Genomic DNA, 16,666 nt, shown 5'->3' with positions numbered 1-16,666 from the left:
TTGATTACTCTATATATACTAAGGGTTCACCGCTATGTACAGTTTGACCCGCACGGCAAATAATGGCTTTAACAATACCATCTTCATCGGCATACACAGGCAGTTCCATTTTCATGGCTTCAATGATTGCAACGGTTTCACCTTTTTTAATGTGTTGACCCGACTCCACAAGAATTTTCCAAATATTACCAGTCATAGAGGCATTTAAAGGCACATATTGGCTATAGTCGGTATGATCTTGGGCAATCTCAATTTCAGTCGGTTGATCAAATTGATCTTTCCAGCGCTCGACTTCAGTGCTAAATGCCGTCTGTTGTTGTGCTTTAAATTTAGCGATGCTGTCGTGTTCTTTACTTAGGAAATCTTGATATTGCGCGAAATCAAACTCAGTTTCTTCAATTTTAATTTCTGCCAAGCCATGTGCAAAGTCAGCACGGAATTGATCAAGTTCAGCTTCACTGACTTCATAATATTTAATCTGATCAAAAAATCTTAAAAACCATTGTTGATCGCCAAATTGCTTATTCTTTTTGAACTTATTCCAAATTGGTACCGTGCGACCAATCAATTGGTAACCGCCTGGCGAATCCATACCATAAATACACATATACATGCCACCAATCCCCACAGTACCTTCGGCAGTAAAGGTCCGTGCTGGGTTGTATTTTGAGCTCAATAAGCGATGACGAGGATCCAACGGCACCGCGCAAGGCGCAGTCAAATAGACATCGCCTAAACCTAGAATTAGGTAATTGGCATTGAAAATAATATCTTTGACTTGTTGTCGGTCACTTAATCCATTAATCCGTTGGATAAAGTCCACATTATTCGGCAACCATGGCGCTTTGGCACACACACTCTCTTGATAGCGTTCAACGGCACCTAATGTCGTCGAATCTTCAAAAGCCATTGGCAAATGAATAATCCGAGATGGAATTTTAATCTCGCGTAAATCATCCATTTGACTTTCAAGACGGAGTAAAAATTCAATCAACGCTTTTTGGTTGAAGCATAAACCATCATATTTAATCTGAAGTGAACGCACACCAGGAGATAGCTCTAAAATACCCTCCTGCTTGGCTTCACGAATTAATTGCATTAAACGATGTACACGCAAACGCAAACCCAAATCGAGTACATTTTCACCATATTCTAATAAAATATAGCTATCGCCTGCCTGACGATAGACTGCTTTAGGGGTCTCAGGCGTTGCTTCACGAAGTGCTAAAATACTGTTAGGCTCAACGCCCATGATATCTGTGTTCATGTTCATACGAGCTTGAGCAAAGTTTTCAATGGTCGTGCGTTGCTGTTGTTCTAAGGCATTGGCTTGTTGAATCGATATTGGATAAAAGCGAATTGTATCGTCGGCTTTAAGTTGTCCAATTTTCCATAATTCTGCTTTGGCAATCGTGACAGGACATACAAATCCACCCAGGCTAGGACCATCTTTGGCTAAAATTACAGGGAAGTCGCCAGTAAAGTTAATCGCGCCAATCGCATACTCACAATCATGTACATTAGATGGATGTAGACCTGCTTCTCCGCCATTTTCACGCGCCCAACTCGGAGTTGGGCCAGTTAAACGGATACCCAAACGATTCGAGTTGAAGTGAACTTTCCAACTTGATGCAAAAAACTCATCGATGTATTCAGCTTTGAAGAAATCAGGTGCACCATGTGGACCATAGAGCACCCCTATCTCCCACTCCTTGCCATAACTCGGAATCAAATCTGTTGCCAATGCTTCCGGTTCAGTGATTGCTAAAGGTAATCCCTCAATGGCGAAGTCAGGATTGACCATTTTAATCATATCGCCTACGCGTAATACACGCCCTGCATGCCCACCAAAATTGCCCAAAGCAAAGGTGGAACGACTGCCTAAATACTCAGGCACATTTAAACCCTGTCTGATGGCTAAATAGGTACGGCAACCTGACTCAACCTGACCAATTTTTAAGGTTTGCCCCGCGTGTACTTGAATTGGTTTCCAAAAATCTACAGCCTGACCGTCTAAAGTAACAGCACATGGCGCTCCTGTTAATGCAATGATACTTGCGGCATGAAATTTAAGTTTAGGCCCTTCTAAGGTAAATTCAAATCCAGCTGCTGCCTGAGCATTACCCACAATTTTATTGGCCAATTGGAATGCATAATCATCCATAGGACCTGAAGGTGGTACACCAATATCCCAATACCCAAGTCGTCCCGGATAATCCTGAATTGAGCTTTGTGTACCTGCTTGAATCACTTCAATAACGTTGGGTACATATTTAAAATCATCCAGCATCCGTGTCCAAATCTGCATATGTTCAAAACGATCATCTGAAACCACGGTATGGGCATAATCTAAATTGGTACTAATGCCATTCAGTCGAGTTGTAGCTAAAGCCTTTTTGAGTGCTTGAATGGCACTCTCGCGATCGTCTGCATGTACAATAATTTTGGCAATCATCGGATCAAAATACTGTGAAATTTCCGTTCCTGTGCTCACCCAAGTATCTACACGGACATTTTCAGGGAAATAAACATCGGTCAGAATCCCTGGGCTGGGTTGGAAATTTTTCACTGGATCTTCAGCATAAATTCGCACTTCAATGGCTGCACCTTGAGGTTGGATGTTGGCTAAATATGCCCAATCTAATTCAACGCCTGCCGCGACTTTTAACATGCATTCAATGAGATCTAATCCTGTGACCATTTCAGTGACCGGATGTTCGACCTGTAAACGAGTATTGACTTCAAGAAAGTAGACTTCATCTCGTACGGCATCGTAAATAAATTCAACCGTACCTGCATTCCGATATTTAACCAATTTTCCAAGTTGTACGGCGGCCTGATGTAGTTTTTTTCGTGTTGCCTCAGGTAAATGGGGCGCTGGCGTTTCTTCTACAACTTTTTGGTTACGACGCTGTAACGAACAGTCTCGTTCACCCAGCGCAACGACTTGCCCTTCACCATCGCCAAAGATTTGCACTTCGACGTGACGTGCTTGATCAACAAACCGTTCTAAAAACACACCCGAGTCTTTAAAGAATTGCTCACCCAAACGTTTCACACTGTCATAAGCATCACGCAAAGCAACTTGATCATCGCAACGTGTTAAGCCAATCCCACCGCCACCAGCGGTACTTTTAAGCATGATCGGATAACCAATTTTTTCAGCTTCAACTACGGCTTCATCAAGACTTTGGAGTAAACCTGTGCCTGGTGTCATTGGGACATTGGCAGCTGCTGCAAGTTCACGTGCACGATGTTTTAAACCAAATTCTAAAATTTGTTCAGCGGTTGGCCCCATAAAGGCAATGTCATTTTCTTCGCAGGCACGCGCAAAATCTGCACTTTCAGATAAAAAACCATAACCTGGAAAAATTGCCTCAGCACCCGTACTTTTTGCTGCAGCAATCAGTTTTTCAATACTTAAATAGGTGTCACTCGGTTTTGTGCCGTCCAAAGACACTGCAATATCTGCATCCAATACGTGTTGTGCATAACGGTCAGTTTCTGAATAAACAGCAACAGCCGTGATCTGCATTTTCTTTAGAGTACGAATAGCGCGAACAGCAATTTCACCTCGGTTTGCAATCAGAACAGTTTTAAACATTTTAATCCCCTATTTTTTTCAATTCTTTACGTATTTTTTAAACATCATGATCGCTTTAAGCTGTCGCAGTATTGGTCTTGAGTTGATTCAGCTGTTGGATGTAGGCACGCCATCCTCCAAAATCACTGATATTTTTTGCGTCGGTTAAACCATAGGGCTCACAGATAAAACCTTTCACCCATCGTCCATCAACCAATTCGACATTACCCATGCCTAGTGGTGTCGGAATCTCGGCAACAAATTCACCAAAACGAGCTTTCGGAATATCCCAAAGTTCAACAATAATTTGATGACCAATGTTTTGTTCAACGCGGGCTAAACCGGGTTTAGGCGGTACGGTACCTGGTAAGGCATATAGCGCGTAATCAGCCGAAGTCTGTGTGGTTTCAACATGTACGGCATCGCGTGTCGTGAGTTGGAAATTGAGCGGCATACCTGACAGATGAGCACCCACAACAGCTACACGAAAATGGTGATCTGACACTTCTTGATTTGTGCTGGCATCTGCAGGTAATTTTTTATTTAAAGCGCCTAAAGGCAACTGAATATGTTTTTGCCATTTTTTAGCAAAATCAACCAATGCGCTGTCATGCCAAGCGGGAGCGATCAAAGTAATCCCAAAAGGTAAGCCATCTTCACGGAAAACTGCAGGGATCGCTAAAGCACTGAGGTCTGCAAGATTCGTGAAATTGGTATAAGTACCAAAATGGCTATTATTTTCAATGGGTGCAGCTGCCATTTCAGCCATGCTATGGATCGTCGGTGATGTTGGGACAATCAGTGCATCAAATTCAGCCAATTGCATTTGAATCAAACGCGTCAAATCCTGTTTCAGATATTCTGCTTGATAAGCCTCTACTGCTGAATAATGCTGACCTTTTTGAATAATCTCTAAAACCGTTGGATCAAAATCTTGCGTGTTACTTTGCAGTAAATCTTCAACTGCTGCAGTACGTTCTGCGACCCATGGACCTTGATATAACTGTGCAGCTAAACTCGAAAATGCTGAAAAATCAATTGGAGTTAAAGTTGCACCTAAAGCTTTAAGTTGTTCTAAAGCCAATTGAAAGGCTGCTGCTGAATGTTGATCTGCAAAAAATTCCAATTGAGCAGGAATCGCAAAATTGAGGTTTGGAGTGAATTTTGCAGGTGCTGTATTGGGGTTATGACGTGAATAACTGTCTGCTGTGTCATAACCTTCCATGATTTTTGCCACGATCTCAGCATCAGTCACTGTTAAGCCAAAGATTGAAATACAATCAATGCTTTTACATGCAGGCATTAAACCTGTATTGGAGAACCGCCCTTTGGTTGGTTTAAGCCCGACAATATTATTAAAGCCGGCAGGAACTCGACCCGAACCAGCAGTATCTGTTCCTAAAGCAATCGGCACAAGACCACGAGCAACCACACTCGCTGAACCTGAACTCGAACCACCACTGACGTAATCAGAATTAAAAGTATTGGGTACTGCCCCAAATGGAGAGCGTGTTCCGACGAGACCTGTCGCAAATTGATCAAGATTGGTTTTACCAACAATGATTGCGCCTGCTTGTTTAAGACGTGTTACAACAAAAGCGTCATGCGTTTTAATCTCCGTTAAAATTTTACATGCAGCTGTGCTGGCAAATCCTGCGACATCAATATTGTCCTTAATCGCAATCGGTACACCATAAAGAGGAAGTTGCTCAGCATGTTCGATTTTATTCAAAGCACTCATTTGCGCAGTCAGCAACTCTTTGGATGCAATCGAGATCCAAGCAGGATCATTTTGATCAAACTGACTCACATATTGGTAAAGGTCGTTGAGTTGAATGTGTTTTTGATCATAGGCTTGGTTCCATTCTGAAACAGTGCAACCGATCATTTTGTTATTGCGCATTTTGCATCCCATCTTGTATACAAGTTTGAATATGACAATGCAGGACTTATGCCAACTTTATTTATTATTATTTTTCAAAAACTTACTTCTTGTTTAAATTATTATTAAATTCTGATTTTTTTAAGATGATTTATTTTAGTTCTTCATTTTATATTTTGGTGCAAAAAAACCAGACCCATCAGCATCTGGTTTTTTTGCGAATCAACGCGTATTGAAACAATTCAACTCAATGATATAGTTAACCCCAAACCTCTTTTGCGACTTCATTCATGAGTTTAATTTTTTTCCACTGAGTATCGTAGGAAATTTTATTGCCCTCTTCCATAGACGCAAATCCCCCTTGCAGACAAAGTCCTAAACGCTCTAGTGACATGAATTGAGAAGCCTCTTGAATACGGCGAATCAGGTCATTCTTATTTTCTAACATTTCTTTCTTCGTCGAAATCAAACCTAGAAATACATCGACATCTAAATGTTTTAGTTGAGCCAACGGTTCAAAACCACCTGCTCGATCAGTGTCAAATTCTAAAAAATAGCGATCAATATTGTTGAGTTTATTGAACACATGATCTGCTAGAAATTCATAACCACCTTGATATAACCAGCTTGAACAAAAGTTTCCACGCTCAATATGTAAGGCAACAAATAAGTCGTCAGGCTTATTTTCTAATGCGAGGTTTAATGCGCGAACAGCATAATCAGCTAACTCAATTGGATTCATCCCACGCTTAAGTTCTTCCGCTCGATAATGAGCATCACATAGATAGGCTAGAAATTGATCATTAATCTGGATATAACGACAACCCTGATGATAGAGTGCGGAAATCGTGGCTCTGAAACTTGAACCTAAATCATCAATATAAGAATCGAGCTGAGTTGCATAGTGTCGATTATGACGCAGATGCGGGAAAAGCATCATATTCGGACTAGGTAAACAGAACTTCGCTGTGGCAAACCCTTCAATGGCATTATGCAAATATTGATATTGAGCAAAACACATATGATCTTCATTAAAAGTAATTTTATCAACGACTCGAATATCATAGGGTTTCGTGATGGCATCTTTAAACTGCAAACCCTGCTGAGTCTTACGGGTTTCAATACCGTTCAATTGCTCAAGGAAATCCATAGACCAAGAAGCACGGCGAAAGTCCCCGTCAGTCATGACTGAACAATCCAAATCAAGTTGAATGTCAATTAAATTATCAATTTCAGCATTTTCAACTTGTCTTAATGTTTCTTCATAAATCACACGATCTGCAAAATCATACCGTGCTTTCTTGAGTTTAAGTGCTCTCAGAAAACTTCCAATATGCTCTGATTTATTGTTTGCAAAACTTAATTTTGTTGCGGGTGAGGTGTTACTTAGCATGAAGAGGCCAAAATAGATTCGTGTGCAATTGAACCTTACTTGGCTGAATAAGTCGAACTTATTTTATCTAAACTTAAACAGATTCATTATACGCCGTGGTGTTAAAGGAAAAAGAATATCAATAGATTCAAAGAATCTGAATATTTTTACATCAATATTCGATCACAATCTTTCTCGATATTCTTTTTCCTTAGATTGTTTTTTCTTATATTAAAATCAAACTAGATATGCGCTTTCATAATCAATTGAGGAAATAAATAACGAACATATTGATAAGTACTCCACAGCCCAACTTCTGTGTGATGCGCATGAGGGGCAAGATGTGGAATGAGTTTATTAATTTTAGACGGTATGCTCGACTCTAATTCAATCTTCCTTTTCAGCTCCTTCAATTGTTCATCTCCTAGATAGGCAAAAGAATAATCGTGTAACTCTGGATGTGTGATTGAGATATTTTTATGATCTTTTGAATATTCAGCATAGGTTTCATTGGCGATCCAGTCGTAGATCATTTGTTTTTCAGCAGAATTAAAAACACCGTACATTTTTCCATCAACGTCATGAATCATTTTCCAAAAGCGACTCAACTCAGGGTCTTCACCTCTTTTGATCCAATTTTTCTCTTTTAATATGTCGATGAAATTTGAGATTTGTTCAGGATCGTTTAACCACGCATTAATGGTTTTTTCCATGAACTGACATTTGTCATTATGTACATAGCGCCCGACCAACGCTTTTCTCTTAAAGATGTTAATGATCATATCATTCAAGTTTAAATTTTTAACAATTTCAGTTGAGGACACACCGCGATCATTGAGTGCATAGCCTCTTTTAAGCTTGTTATAGAACTCATCTTTGTTTTTGTATTTCAGGGCTATTTTTTCAATGGCATTGATGGACTGAGCTGCATGACCAGAATCAAGATTATCAATTGTAATGTGGACGTTAAAATAATGAGAATCTATTCCTAACTCTTTTAACTCATAATTTGTGATGAGTAGATGTAAAGGTAGTTGCTCATAGCCTAAATTAAATCCAACGATTTCAGGGATAAATTCAGGAGAAGCATAACTCAGCGCCAGTTGAATCGCAGGTTGATGGTAGTAACGGTCATCAAGGAAACCTTCAAAATGTTCCAAACCTAGAGACTGTAGTAAGTCATTATATAGTTTGACGTGGTTTGCACGAGCCAAACCCTGCCCGAGCTCCTCTAAATAAATACTAATCAGTTCCTTAAAATCAGCATCACTCCAATAATTCGTTAAGCTATAAAGCCAAGCACCATCAACCTTTTTCACAGGTGCGATTTTGATTAAAAACTCAAAGACACTACTGACAGAATTGAAATACTCTCGATCTTGCCCTGACTTTCTACGATTTAAATAGGCTTTGTATTCTGAATAAATATGCTTTTGTTTATTGTTAGTCCACTGTTTAATTTCAGACAAATATTGGGGGAAATCAATGTCATCATTCGAGTCATTTAAATGCTCCAATTCATTTTTTAAGAATTGGGTCGATTTTTTTTCTTTATCTAATAGAGAAATATCAGGATCTAAAAAAAAATTTACCGTTTCTAAGTAATTGTTATTGTCTCTGTTGAGGATATAAACTAAACGTTCTTTCAACAAGTTTGGCATTTTTATGCTCCTTTATTAGTATTATTTCTGACTATCACACTGGATGAAATTCAACCAAACACTCGTTTTGTAAATATCGTATTTCTATTTGATGCTAATTGATACCAATTTACCTATTACCCTTTTAAAAACAGTGATTTAAAAAATAATATATAATTACATTGAAATATTTGTAAACAAAACAATGGTTTTACAGGAGTCAATAAAAGCTTGATTTATTTCAATTCTATTAAAAATAAATCCGTCTTTTAATAGGAATGGACTTGAAGGCCATGATTCATCTAAAAAATTTACATAATATAGCTCTGGAAAAAATTAAGTTATAAAGAGCATAAGGTTGATCTTGAAAACAGAGAGGAAAAGTAAAAACCTAAGGCTTATCTTAGCTATGAATAAGCTGGATAAACATTGGAAGACATGATGGATTAACCTTATTATTTTAATAAAATACTCTGATTATTGATGAAACTTTAACGCTTAAACAAGATCCTAAGTTATTTGGCTTCACGATTTTATGACACTTTTATTATATTAATTCTTATTTCCACGACCCCCTTATTGATTAAACTAGATTATATGAGATTAAAAAAAATTAAATTAAATCTAATAATACAATATATTCAAATAAAACATTGAGTTAAATTAAAATAAACATTATGAAATCATATTTCAAAATATGAATATTGTAACTTTGGTTAACCTTTTGTATTTAAAAAATATTCTTAGCCCTACTTATTAGAAATATATAGTATTTATGTACTATGTATATAAGCAAAGTAGTTATTCTATGACACTAATAAAAATGACGAAAAGCGAAAAGATTAATTATATTCTTAAAAAAATTAATGCTAAGTCGAATTCATATTGTATTTTTTTGGATATAGATGGAACAATTTCTGAATTTAATATTGATCCTTCTAAAAGTTTTATTCCACTCGAAATATTAAATATTATTCAACAATTTCAACATAGCGATATACCTATATTTGCAGTTACAGGACGATCTGCTTTGACAGCTTACTCGTTATTTGATCCTGTCGAATTACCGATCGCAGGCTCGCATGGATTAGAAATTTTTGAAAATCCTAAAAAGATTATTTTGAATTATTCAAATAATGAGCAGTTAGTAAACTTAAAAAATGAGATCAAAAAATATAGTGCAGATTACCCTGAACTTTTAGTCGAGTATAAAAGTTATTCTGTGACATTACATTATAGAAATGCCCCTCATTTAAAAAATCAAGCCCAATCCATCATGGTTAATCTTCAGCAAAAATATCCATTTACTAAATTGATTGAAGGTAAATATGTATGGGAATTGATTCCTCTACAAGCTGACAAAGGTCTAGCGATCCAAACGTTCATTCAGCATTATCAACTTGAGCATTATTGTCCCATTTTTATTGGGGATGACCTTACAGATGAAGCTGGTTTCAACCTTATAAATCATTTGAATGGCGTAAGTATCAAGGTGGGTGACGGCGTCACACTAGCAAGGTTTAGATTAAATGATGTAGATGAAGTAAGTCGCTTTTTAGCTCACTTATATCAAGCTATTTCAACGCAAAAACCATTTTTCAATTCAGAAATAAATCTACGCAAGGAGAAACATTATGTCTAGGCTGATTGTCTTATCCAATCGTGTGAGTTTACCAGACCCTGAATCGCATGCTGCTGGTGGACTTGCTGTAGCCTTGCAAGATGCATTAGATGACATAGGTGGGATATGGTTGGGATGGAATGGTCAAAAAATTGAGGATAACCAAGATATTACTTTTTTAGAGCAAACCTATCAACAGGTTTCTTATTTAACCTGCCCTTTAAAACGGTCACATTATCAACATTATTATAGTGGTTATGCCAATAGTGTTCTTTGGCCAGCTATGCATAACCGTGAAGATCTTATTGAAATACAAGATCGAGATTATGAAATTTACCAACAAGTGAATTTAATTTTTGCAGAAAAACTTGCTGAAATCACTCAACCTGACGATATTATTTGGGTGCATGATTATCATTTTTTAAGTGTTGCTCATCATTGTCGAAAACTAGGGATGCAGAACAGGATTGGTTTTTTTCTTCACATTCCATTTGCGCCTGCTAAGATGTGGAATGAGATACCGCAGTCGAAATCGCTTCTGCATCATTTAACTGAATATGACATTGTCGGGTTACAAACTGAGCGTGATCATGCACATTGTCGTTCTGTCATCATTCAAGCATTGGGTTGTATTCAAATTGATACTGAGAGATTGAGCTTAAATCAACATTTAACACGAATAAAATGCTACCCCATCGGGGTCAATCCAAAAGCTATTCAGCGTATTGCTAAATGCAGTCAACCCAACATGTCTGACTTTTTTGAAGCCAACGATTATGGACAATCTAAAACGATCATTGGTGTAGATCGTATCGACTATTCAAAAGGTTTATTAGAGCGATTTACGGCATTTGAAGCATATTTGAAAAAACATCCGGAAATGTATCAACAAATCACTGATTTGCAGGTCGCATGTCCATGCCGCATGGAAATCGCGGCGTATGAAGAGTTATATGAAAATTTAAATCATCAAATTAATCGTATTAATAACAATTTCGCACAAGATGAATGGCGACCAGTCAGTTATACCAATAATACAGTTGATCATGACTCCTTAATGCAACTGTATCGGTTTGCGGATGTCTGTTGGATCAGTTCACTGCGTGATGGCATGAATCTAGTTGCGAAGGAATATATTGCGGCTCAAGACCCACATAATCCAGGTGTATTGATTCTGTCTAAATATACTGGCGCTGCTGAACAAATGTCAGAAGCAATTATTGTCGATCCTGAAGACTGTAATGCCATGGTTAAAGCCCTCGAAAAAGCATTGGTCATGAGCAGGACTGAGCGTTTGGAACGTTATCAACAATTGATCCAAGGGATTAACAGTTTTGACATTATTGATTGGCGAAATGCTTTTTTAGATGATTTAGAACAATCTAAAAACGATTTTAGAGAACACTTGGTGACTCATAAAGTACAGCCCCTCTGTTGTAAAAATATTTTAATAAGTCGGAAAATTGCTACAACTGATTCAAAATGTATATGAATGGCTCAAACAACCTTCCCATCATTTATGAGCAGGTTGTTTCAGTATGAAAAATTATTCTATCTGTTGGTATTCATTTTAAAGCGATACAACATCTATTTTCATGTATCTATTTTAAACTCGAACTATGACATTCGAGTCACCCGCGTGAACTGATTAATGACTACAATCGATCCTAATAAGATCGAAATCATGGCAAAAACATAGCTCAGTCCAATTATTTCACTTAAAAAGCCAACCAATGCTGGACCAGTTAGACCCCCTGTATACGCTATCGTCGATACTAGAGATAGCGCTGCCGCTTGTGGCATTCGTGTTTGACGGCCAACTCTTGAAAACATGATCGGTACAATATTAGAGCATCCGATACCCAGTAATGAATAGCCACACAATACAATACTCCAATGTGGAGCAATCACAATCGTGACCAATCCCGTAGCTGCAACTAAAGCACTGATTGAAATGAGTTTTTGCTCACCTAATGCATTTAAAGCATGTCGACCACTGAAACGCCCTATGGTCATAGTTAATGCAAAACAGGTGTAAGCAAGCCCAGCAAAAGAAGCATCTATACCAAATTTACTGACGAGATAAATGCCACTCCAGTCCATAGCCGCTCCCTCAGAAAGAAAAGCGATGAAGCATACGATGCCTATCAGGATAATACTTAAATTCGGTTTAGATGTTTGATTCTGACTTTCCTTGCTGATGTCTTGTTCTTGAGATTTTAACGAATTGTTTTGGGCTTGATGAAAGCGCTTAGAAATGCAATAAGGCACAGCAACAATGATCATTATCAAAAGTACAAAACTGATGACCAATGCTGCAAGCATAGGCATTACACCAAAAGCTAACAACATCGTCATCACTAAAACACCGCATAACCCACCTAGACTGCACATTCCATGGAAACCAGACATCATGGTTTTGGTATTTTGCTTTTCAATAACAACGGCTTGATAGTTGATTGCAACACCGAAGCTTCCAATCACCGTACCAAAGAAAAATAAAATGATGGCCATTAAAGGCGCATTTTCAGTTAGGCTCAGTAATGGAAGAATAATCATGCACAATATAAGTGCTATGCCGATCAGGATTTTACATCCGAACTTATTGATTAATGCACCTGTCATTGGCATCGATAACATCGAGCCTATACCCATGGTCAACAGCAATAGACCAAAATCAGCATGATTTAGATGCAAGCGTTGTTGAGCCAATGGAATCAACGGTGCCCAAGCAGCCGTGCTCAGTCCAAGTGAAAAAAAGCTCAAGCGAGTTGCAAGATTTCGAGCAGCTAACTGAGTATGTACATCTAAAAGTGCTGTTTTTGAGTAAATCATGTGTGCGCCACCACAAAAAGGAATTCAGGCAATCCATTACGGTATATCCATAGAAAAAACCCCTACTTGAGATTCTATATTGCATAGAATTCATCATGGATAGAGGTTTTTAATTTGGCGGAATTATACACAGTAATTTGATTAAAAAAAGTACTAAAGCATGCTTTCTAAAAAAGATTTGTAAAGCACTCCAAGAAATGATTTATTTAAATTTTTACTTATAATTCAATAAATTAAAAAATATAAACTGATAATATCTACCTAATTTCCAATTATAATGAGCAATTTTAAGAACTTAAATTTTCCACTATTTTTTTTATTTCTAAGACGATTATTCAATATTATATTCGAAATTTTAGTCCACATTTAATGACCTTAAAAAGCTTGAAAATCCATGTGGAGCACGAGCCAACAATCGGCTACTTGTGGTCACTCTGACTTTATTGGTCCATATAATTGAATAATGATGCATTTTAAACTTTTCAACCAGATTGACATCTTCATGAGATGGGAGCGGTTCAAAACCGCCCACTGTCAGGTAAGCCTCGCGACTGAAGGATAAATTTGCACCGTGTATATGGGGATGTCCCATTCGATCTTGGTAATGATTCAAGTATTTTTGCTTACTCGCAGTAGACAAATGATCCCATTTATTGATTTCAACAATACCGCAAATCACATCCGTCGGTTGATGTTGTATTTGTTCTAACAACCAATCTTCATGTACGCACGAATCTGCATCGGTACATGCAATCCAATTTACGCCTTTTTCAATTAAGGCTTCAATACCAAGTGCACGTGTTTTACCTACACATTGGTAATTGCATACCATAAAATCAGCCTTCATTCCTTGCACGATTTCCATGGAATGATCGTTGCAACTATCCATGACAAATAACACTTCTACAGCAATATTCAGAGATTTAATCTTTCCTATCGCAATGTTGATTGCGTTAATACACTCTGTTAAATCAGCTTCTTCGTTATGTACAGGTACGACGACTCCAATCATACGATGCCCTCTTGTTCAGCCAAGCTTTGCGTTTCTTTTGTCCATAAATCGATCAAAAAATCAGGATCGGTCAATGAGGCATAATGATGCAGTTTAAGTTGTGACTTCAGTAAGTGATGGACTTGATTCCCATCCAATTCAAAATCTGCAACGGGATGACGCCAATGACAACTCAATAACATCCCATGCTGTGAGAGTTGCTCAGACAACTTTTCGGTTAAAAGACTCAGTTCATCTGTACTGAGATAATATGCAATTTCACTCAAGACAATAAGATCAAATCTTTGAGAAGGAAATTCCTGTGGTAAAACACGGCATTCAATATCAACATGCTTCAGATGTTGGAGCGCATTCTTTGTGAGTTCAACTGCTTTAGGATGCCCATCTAAACACAATAAATATTGTGCTCTTTGAGCAAGTTTTTTTGAAAAACATCCATTAGCACAGCCAATTTCTAAAACATGGTTATATTGCGATTTCAGTAACATCGCAAGACAAACTTGGCGTTTTCGTTCTTCATACCAATGTGATTGATACCCCCATGGATCATCATTGTTATCATAAAAACGATCAAAGTACTTAATTTTATGTTGCATCAAAATAAAACTCCCAAGGCATCAAAATACGATCAATGACATGAGGTGGAATAATCGCACTTTGGTGCATAGTATTATCATCTTCAATCTGGGTCTTAAAGCATTGGATCGCTTTGGCTTTTTTTTCTATCTGCGCTTCATTCAGTTCTAATCTTAAAATCGAAGTCCATTCAATTTGTATATCGTTTGGTTTAGCCCAATGCCACGCCCAAATCATGGCCTGTAAATGTGTTAATCCTTTGCTCTGTGAAAATTCAGTAACAAATTGTCCTAAACTTTCATGATCAGGGTGCCCATCTTTTTCATACGTACTAATCAAAATGTCATTTTCTTGAATGATTGTACTTAGATGTTGTTCTAATAAAGCTTGTTGCTGCGTTATTTTTCCATCGACTAAGCCTAAAGACAGATACTGAATCTGATTCTTTCCTACTAAAACATCAAGCGCCTGTCTCGATTCTAAAGGACGTAATCTAGCTAATTCATCAGATGAATATTGAGAAGAATGTGGGTGGCTCGCAGTACCCTTGGTTACACCGACCACCAGAATTTCTCGATTAAGTCGATAAAGTTGTTGAATTAAGCCTGCACATCCAAGGATTTCATCATCTGGATGAGGTGACAAAATGACGATTCTAGCATGCTTTAAAAAAATCTGTTCAATATTCATTATTGGAAGCTTTGTTAATCCTTCCCAACTCATCCAGTCATGTTTTGATGTTCCCTTTCCATATATATGACGTGATTTAGGATCATCCATAAATACACTTGTGTTACCCACGGTCTTTTTTTGATTCATCTCCAAATTTAAAGCATCCATAGGCTCAGCTCTTCCTGATCTTTATGTTGAACATGATCCTTTGCGGTATTGGATGAGAGTTCGGCAATTTTTGCTAAATCATGAGCCGCATGACTCTGTCTTAAAAAGACCGGGAGGTCAGCAACCAATTGTGCAAAAATAGCATCTTCACAAAACGGTCGAGCCCCCATTGCGTTGCCTACCAATTCAATGACTGATTTCGATACTTTTTCAACATGAACTCTTAATATGCGAATTTCTAACTCATGAGTTAGATAAGGTTTTTGATCAATTTTATCTGCGAGTGACTTAAATAGTTGTTTTGTGATAACCAATTGAGATGAAACATCACCTAAATACATTGCATTATAAGGTGTTGCTTTAGTTTTAAATAATGCTTTTAATGCTGCTGCAATTCTTACTGTTGCACCAAGCCAGCATGCAGCAACACCCGCAGCTCCATGCCAGAATCCTAAACGAGTGAGATACTCATCGGGTTGCCCAACAACGTTCATAGGCACATTATTAAACTTGAGTCTTGCCGTTTGGGTTGCACCCATACCTACGGCGTGCCAATGGCTATGGTCAATTTCAATACCTGTATGATGCATATTCACCACACCCAACAGACTTTTATTATTTAAGTCCTTAAAAGTCATCAATCCATAATCCACAAAATCAGCTCCTGAGCACCACAGTTTTTCTCCATGACACTGTTGAATGATATTTTTATCATTGAGAGCCAGATCATTAGTACAATGATTTTGCGGATCATAGTTGCATCGAAGTGGATTCTGGCTTCCCTCAGCTGCCCAGACAGCCCAAACCCCTTGGGGAATATTTCTTATATTCAGTTCATTTAAAATACTTAAAGCGTCACAGTGGGACTCAAACCATTTCGCTAGTGTTAAATTTGTCCCCGCGATTTGTGCAAATGTCTGCCAACGCTGATAGGTATAACCATGAGCTGGATGAGGAATATTTCCAGAGACGTGGACAATATCTCGAAGTGTTTTTTGTAATTGAATTGAACTAAAGGATTCTAAATTTTCAAACGTATTCAAGATATCCTCAAGATGCATAAAACGAGCTCCCAGTCTTGATGATTAGTTCATTTTGATGAACCTTAAGCTTTATTTTTTTGTTAATAAAGTGATTATGACGTTGATATTGGTATAAAACTGTTTTTATAAATTAAGTGAAATCTGAGTATTAAGCCACAAGTGCTTTGTTTAGATATGTACTTATATTTGTATGAACGGTTAAAACCACATAATTTACTTAGTCGATACATTTGACAGTATTTGAAGCCTTAATATTTCACCA

At 37.7% G+C, this 16,666-nt stretch carries 11 protein-coding genes; 2 read left to right on the top strand and 9 right to left on the bottom strand.

Annotation, left to right across the window (positions count from 1 at the left end; all coding sequences use genetic code 11):
- Window positions 1–4: 4 nt before the first annotated feature.
- The 4 genes from uca to AC5YD2_RS06420 form a co-directional block, all read right to left on the bottom strand.
- The gene (gene uca / locus AC5YD2_RS06435; RefSeq protein WP_496125535.1) at window positions 5–3,604 is read right to left on the bottom strand and encodes an urea carboxylase; all 3,600 of its coding nucleotides are present in this window, start codon (window positions 3,602–3,604) and stop codon (window positions 5–7) included.
- A gap of 55 nt (window positions 3,605–3,659) precedes the next feature.
- Window positions 3,660–5,486, bottom strand: coding sequence for an allophanate hydrolase (gene atzF, locus AC5YD2_RS06430; RefSeq protein WP_496125534.1), 1,827 nt, complete (start codon window positions 5,484–5,486; stop codon window positions 3,660–3,662).
- A gap of 238 nt (window positions 5,487–5,724) precedes the next feature.
- Window positions 5,725–6,858, bottom strand: a complete 1,134-nt coding sequence (locus tag AC5YD2_RS06425) for a 5-methyltetrahydropteroyltriglutamate--homocysteine S-methyltransferase (protein WP_496125533.1) — start codon at window positions 6,856–6,858, stop codon at window positions 5,725–5,727.
- Between the two features lie 221 nt (window positions 6,859–7,079).
- Window positions 7,080–8,498, bottom strand: coding sequence for an iron-containing redox enzyme family protein (locus AC5YD2_RS06420; RefSeq protein ID WP_496125532.1), 1,419 nt, complete (start codon window positions 8,496–8,498; stop codon window positions 7,080–7,082).
- Window positions 8,499–9,300: 802 nt separating this feature from the next.
- Between AC5YD2_RS06420 and otsB the strand changes: the two genes are divergently transcribed.
- Window positions 9,301–10,119 carry a trehalose-phosphatase gene (otsB, locus tag AC5YD2_RS06415; RefSeq protein ID WP_496125531.1) on the top strand — a complete coding sequence of 273 codons (819 nt, stop codon included), beginning with the start codon at window positions 9,301–9,303 and terminating at the stop codon, window positions 10,117–10,119.
- A complete protein-coding gene (locus AC5YD2_RS06410; RefSeq protein ID WP_496125530.1) occupies window positions 10,112–11,590 on the top strand; it encodes an alpha,alpha-trehalose-phosphate synthase (UDP-forming) in 1,479 nt (492 codons plus the stop codon). Before otsB ends, AC5YD2_RS06410 begins: the two co-directional genes overlap by 8 nt.
- Window positions 11,591–11,715: 125 nt before the next feature.
- On the opposite strand, the gene AC5YD2_RS06405 is transcribed toward AC5YD2_RS06410, so the two are convergent.
- The 5 genes from AC5YD2_RS06405 to AC5YD2_RS06385 form a co-directional block, all read right to left on the bottom strand.
- On the bottom strand, window positions 11,716–12,933 hold the full coding sequence (locus AC5YD2_RS06405; protein WP_496125529.1) for an MFS transporter: 1,218 nt from the start codon (window positions 12,931–12,933) through the stop codon (window positions 11,716–11,718).
- A gap of 355 nt (window positions 12,934–13,288) precedes the next feature.
- Window positions 13,289–13,945, bottom strand: coding sequence for a glycosyltransferase family 2 protein (locus AC5YD2_RS06400; RefSeq protein ID WP_496125528.1), 657 nt, complete (start codon window positions 13,943–13,945; stop codon window positions 13,289–13,291).
- Window positions 13,942–14,541, bottom strand: a complete 600-nt coding sequence (locus AC5YD2_RS06395; protein ID WP_496125527.1) for an SAM-dependent methyltransferase — start codon at window positions 14,539–14,541, stop codon at window positions 13,942–13,944. The genes AC5YD2_RS06400 and AC5YD2_RS06395 overlap by 4 nt, the downstream gene beginning before the upstream one ends.
- On the bottom strand, window positions 14,531–15,361 hold the full coding sequence (locus tag AC5YD2_RS06390) for a PIG-L deacetylase family protein (protein WP_496125526.1): 831 nt from the start codon (window positions 15,359–15,361) through the stop codon (window positions 14,531–14,533). Before AC5YD2_RS06390 ends, AC5YD2_RS06395 begins: the two co-directional genes overlap by 11 nt.
- The gene (locus AC5YD2_RS06385) at window positions 15,349–16,422 is read right to left on the bottom strand and encodes an acyl-CoA dehydrogenase family protein (protein ID WP_496125525.1); all 1,074 of its coding nucleotides are present in this window, start codon (window positions 16,420–16,422) and stop codon (window positions 15,349–15,351) included. The genes AC5YD2_RS06390 and AC5YD2_RS06385 overlap by 13 nt, the downstream gene beginning before the upstream one ends.
- Window positions 16,423–16,666: the final 244 nt, after the last annotated feature.

The organism is Acinetobacter sp. CY73, assembly GCF_059515865.1.
The sequence above is the reverse complement of the archived record's forward strand: the minus strand, read 5'-3'. Positions and strand labels throughout refer to the sequence as shown.

Coding starts and splice junctions, on each gene's coding strand:
- uca (WP_496125535.1), bottom strand. CDS start 3,604: ATGTTTAAAACTGTTCTGATTGCAAACCGAGGTGAAATTGCTGTTCGC.
- atzF (WP_496125534.1), bottom strand. CDS start 5,486: ATGCGCAATAACAAAATGATCGGTTGCACTGTTTCAGAATGGAACCAA.
- AC5YD2_RS06425 (WP_496125533.1), bottom strand. CDS start 6,858: ATGCTAAGTAACACCTCACCCGCAACAAAATTAAGTTTTGCAAACAAT.
- AC5YD2_RS06420 (WP_496125532.1), bottom strand. CDS start 8,498: ATGCCAAACTTGTTGAAAGAACGTTTAGTTTATATCCTCAACAGAGAC.
- otsB (WP_496125531.1), top strand. CDS start 9,301: ATGACGAAAAGCGAAAAGATTAATTATATTCTTAAAAAAATTAATGCT.
- AC5YD2_RS06410 (WP_496125530.1), top strand. CDS start 10,112: ATGTCTAGGCTGATTGTCTTATCCAATCGTGTGAGTTTACCAGACCCT.
- AC5YD2_RS06405 (WP_496125529.1), bottom strand. CDS start 12,933: ATGATTTACTCAAAAACAGCACTTTTAGATGTACATACTCAGTTAGCT.
- AC5YD2_RS06400 (WP_496125528.1), bottom strand. CDS start 13,945: ATGATTGGAGTCGTCGTACCTGTACATAACGAAGAAGCTGATTTAACA.
- AC5YD2_RS06395 (WP_496125527.1), bottom strand. CDS start 14,541: ATGCAACATAAAATTAAGTACTTTGATCGTTTTTATGATAACAATGAT.
- AC5YD2_RS06390 (WP_496125526.1), bottom strand. CDS start 15,361: ATGGATGCTTTAAATTTGGAGATGAATCAAAAAAAGACCGTGGGTAAC.
- AC5YD2_RS06385 (WP_496125525.1), bottom strand. CDS start 16,422: ATGCATCTTGAGGATATCTTGAATACGTTTGAAAATTTAGAATCCTTT.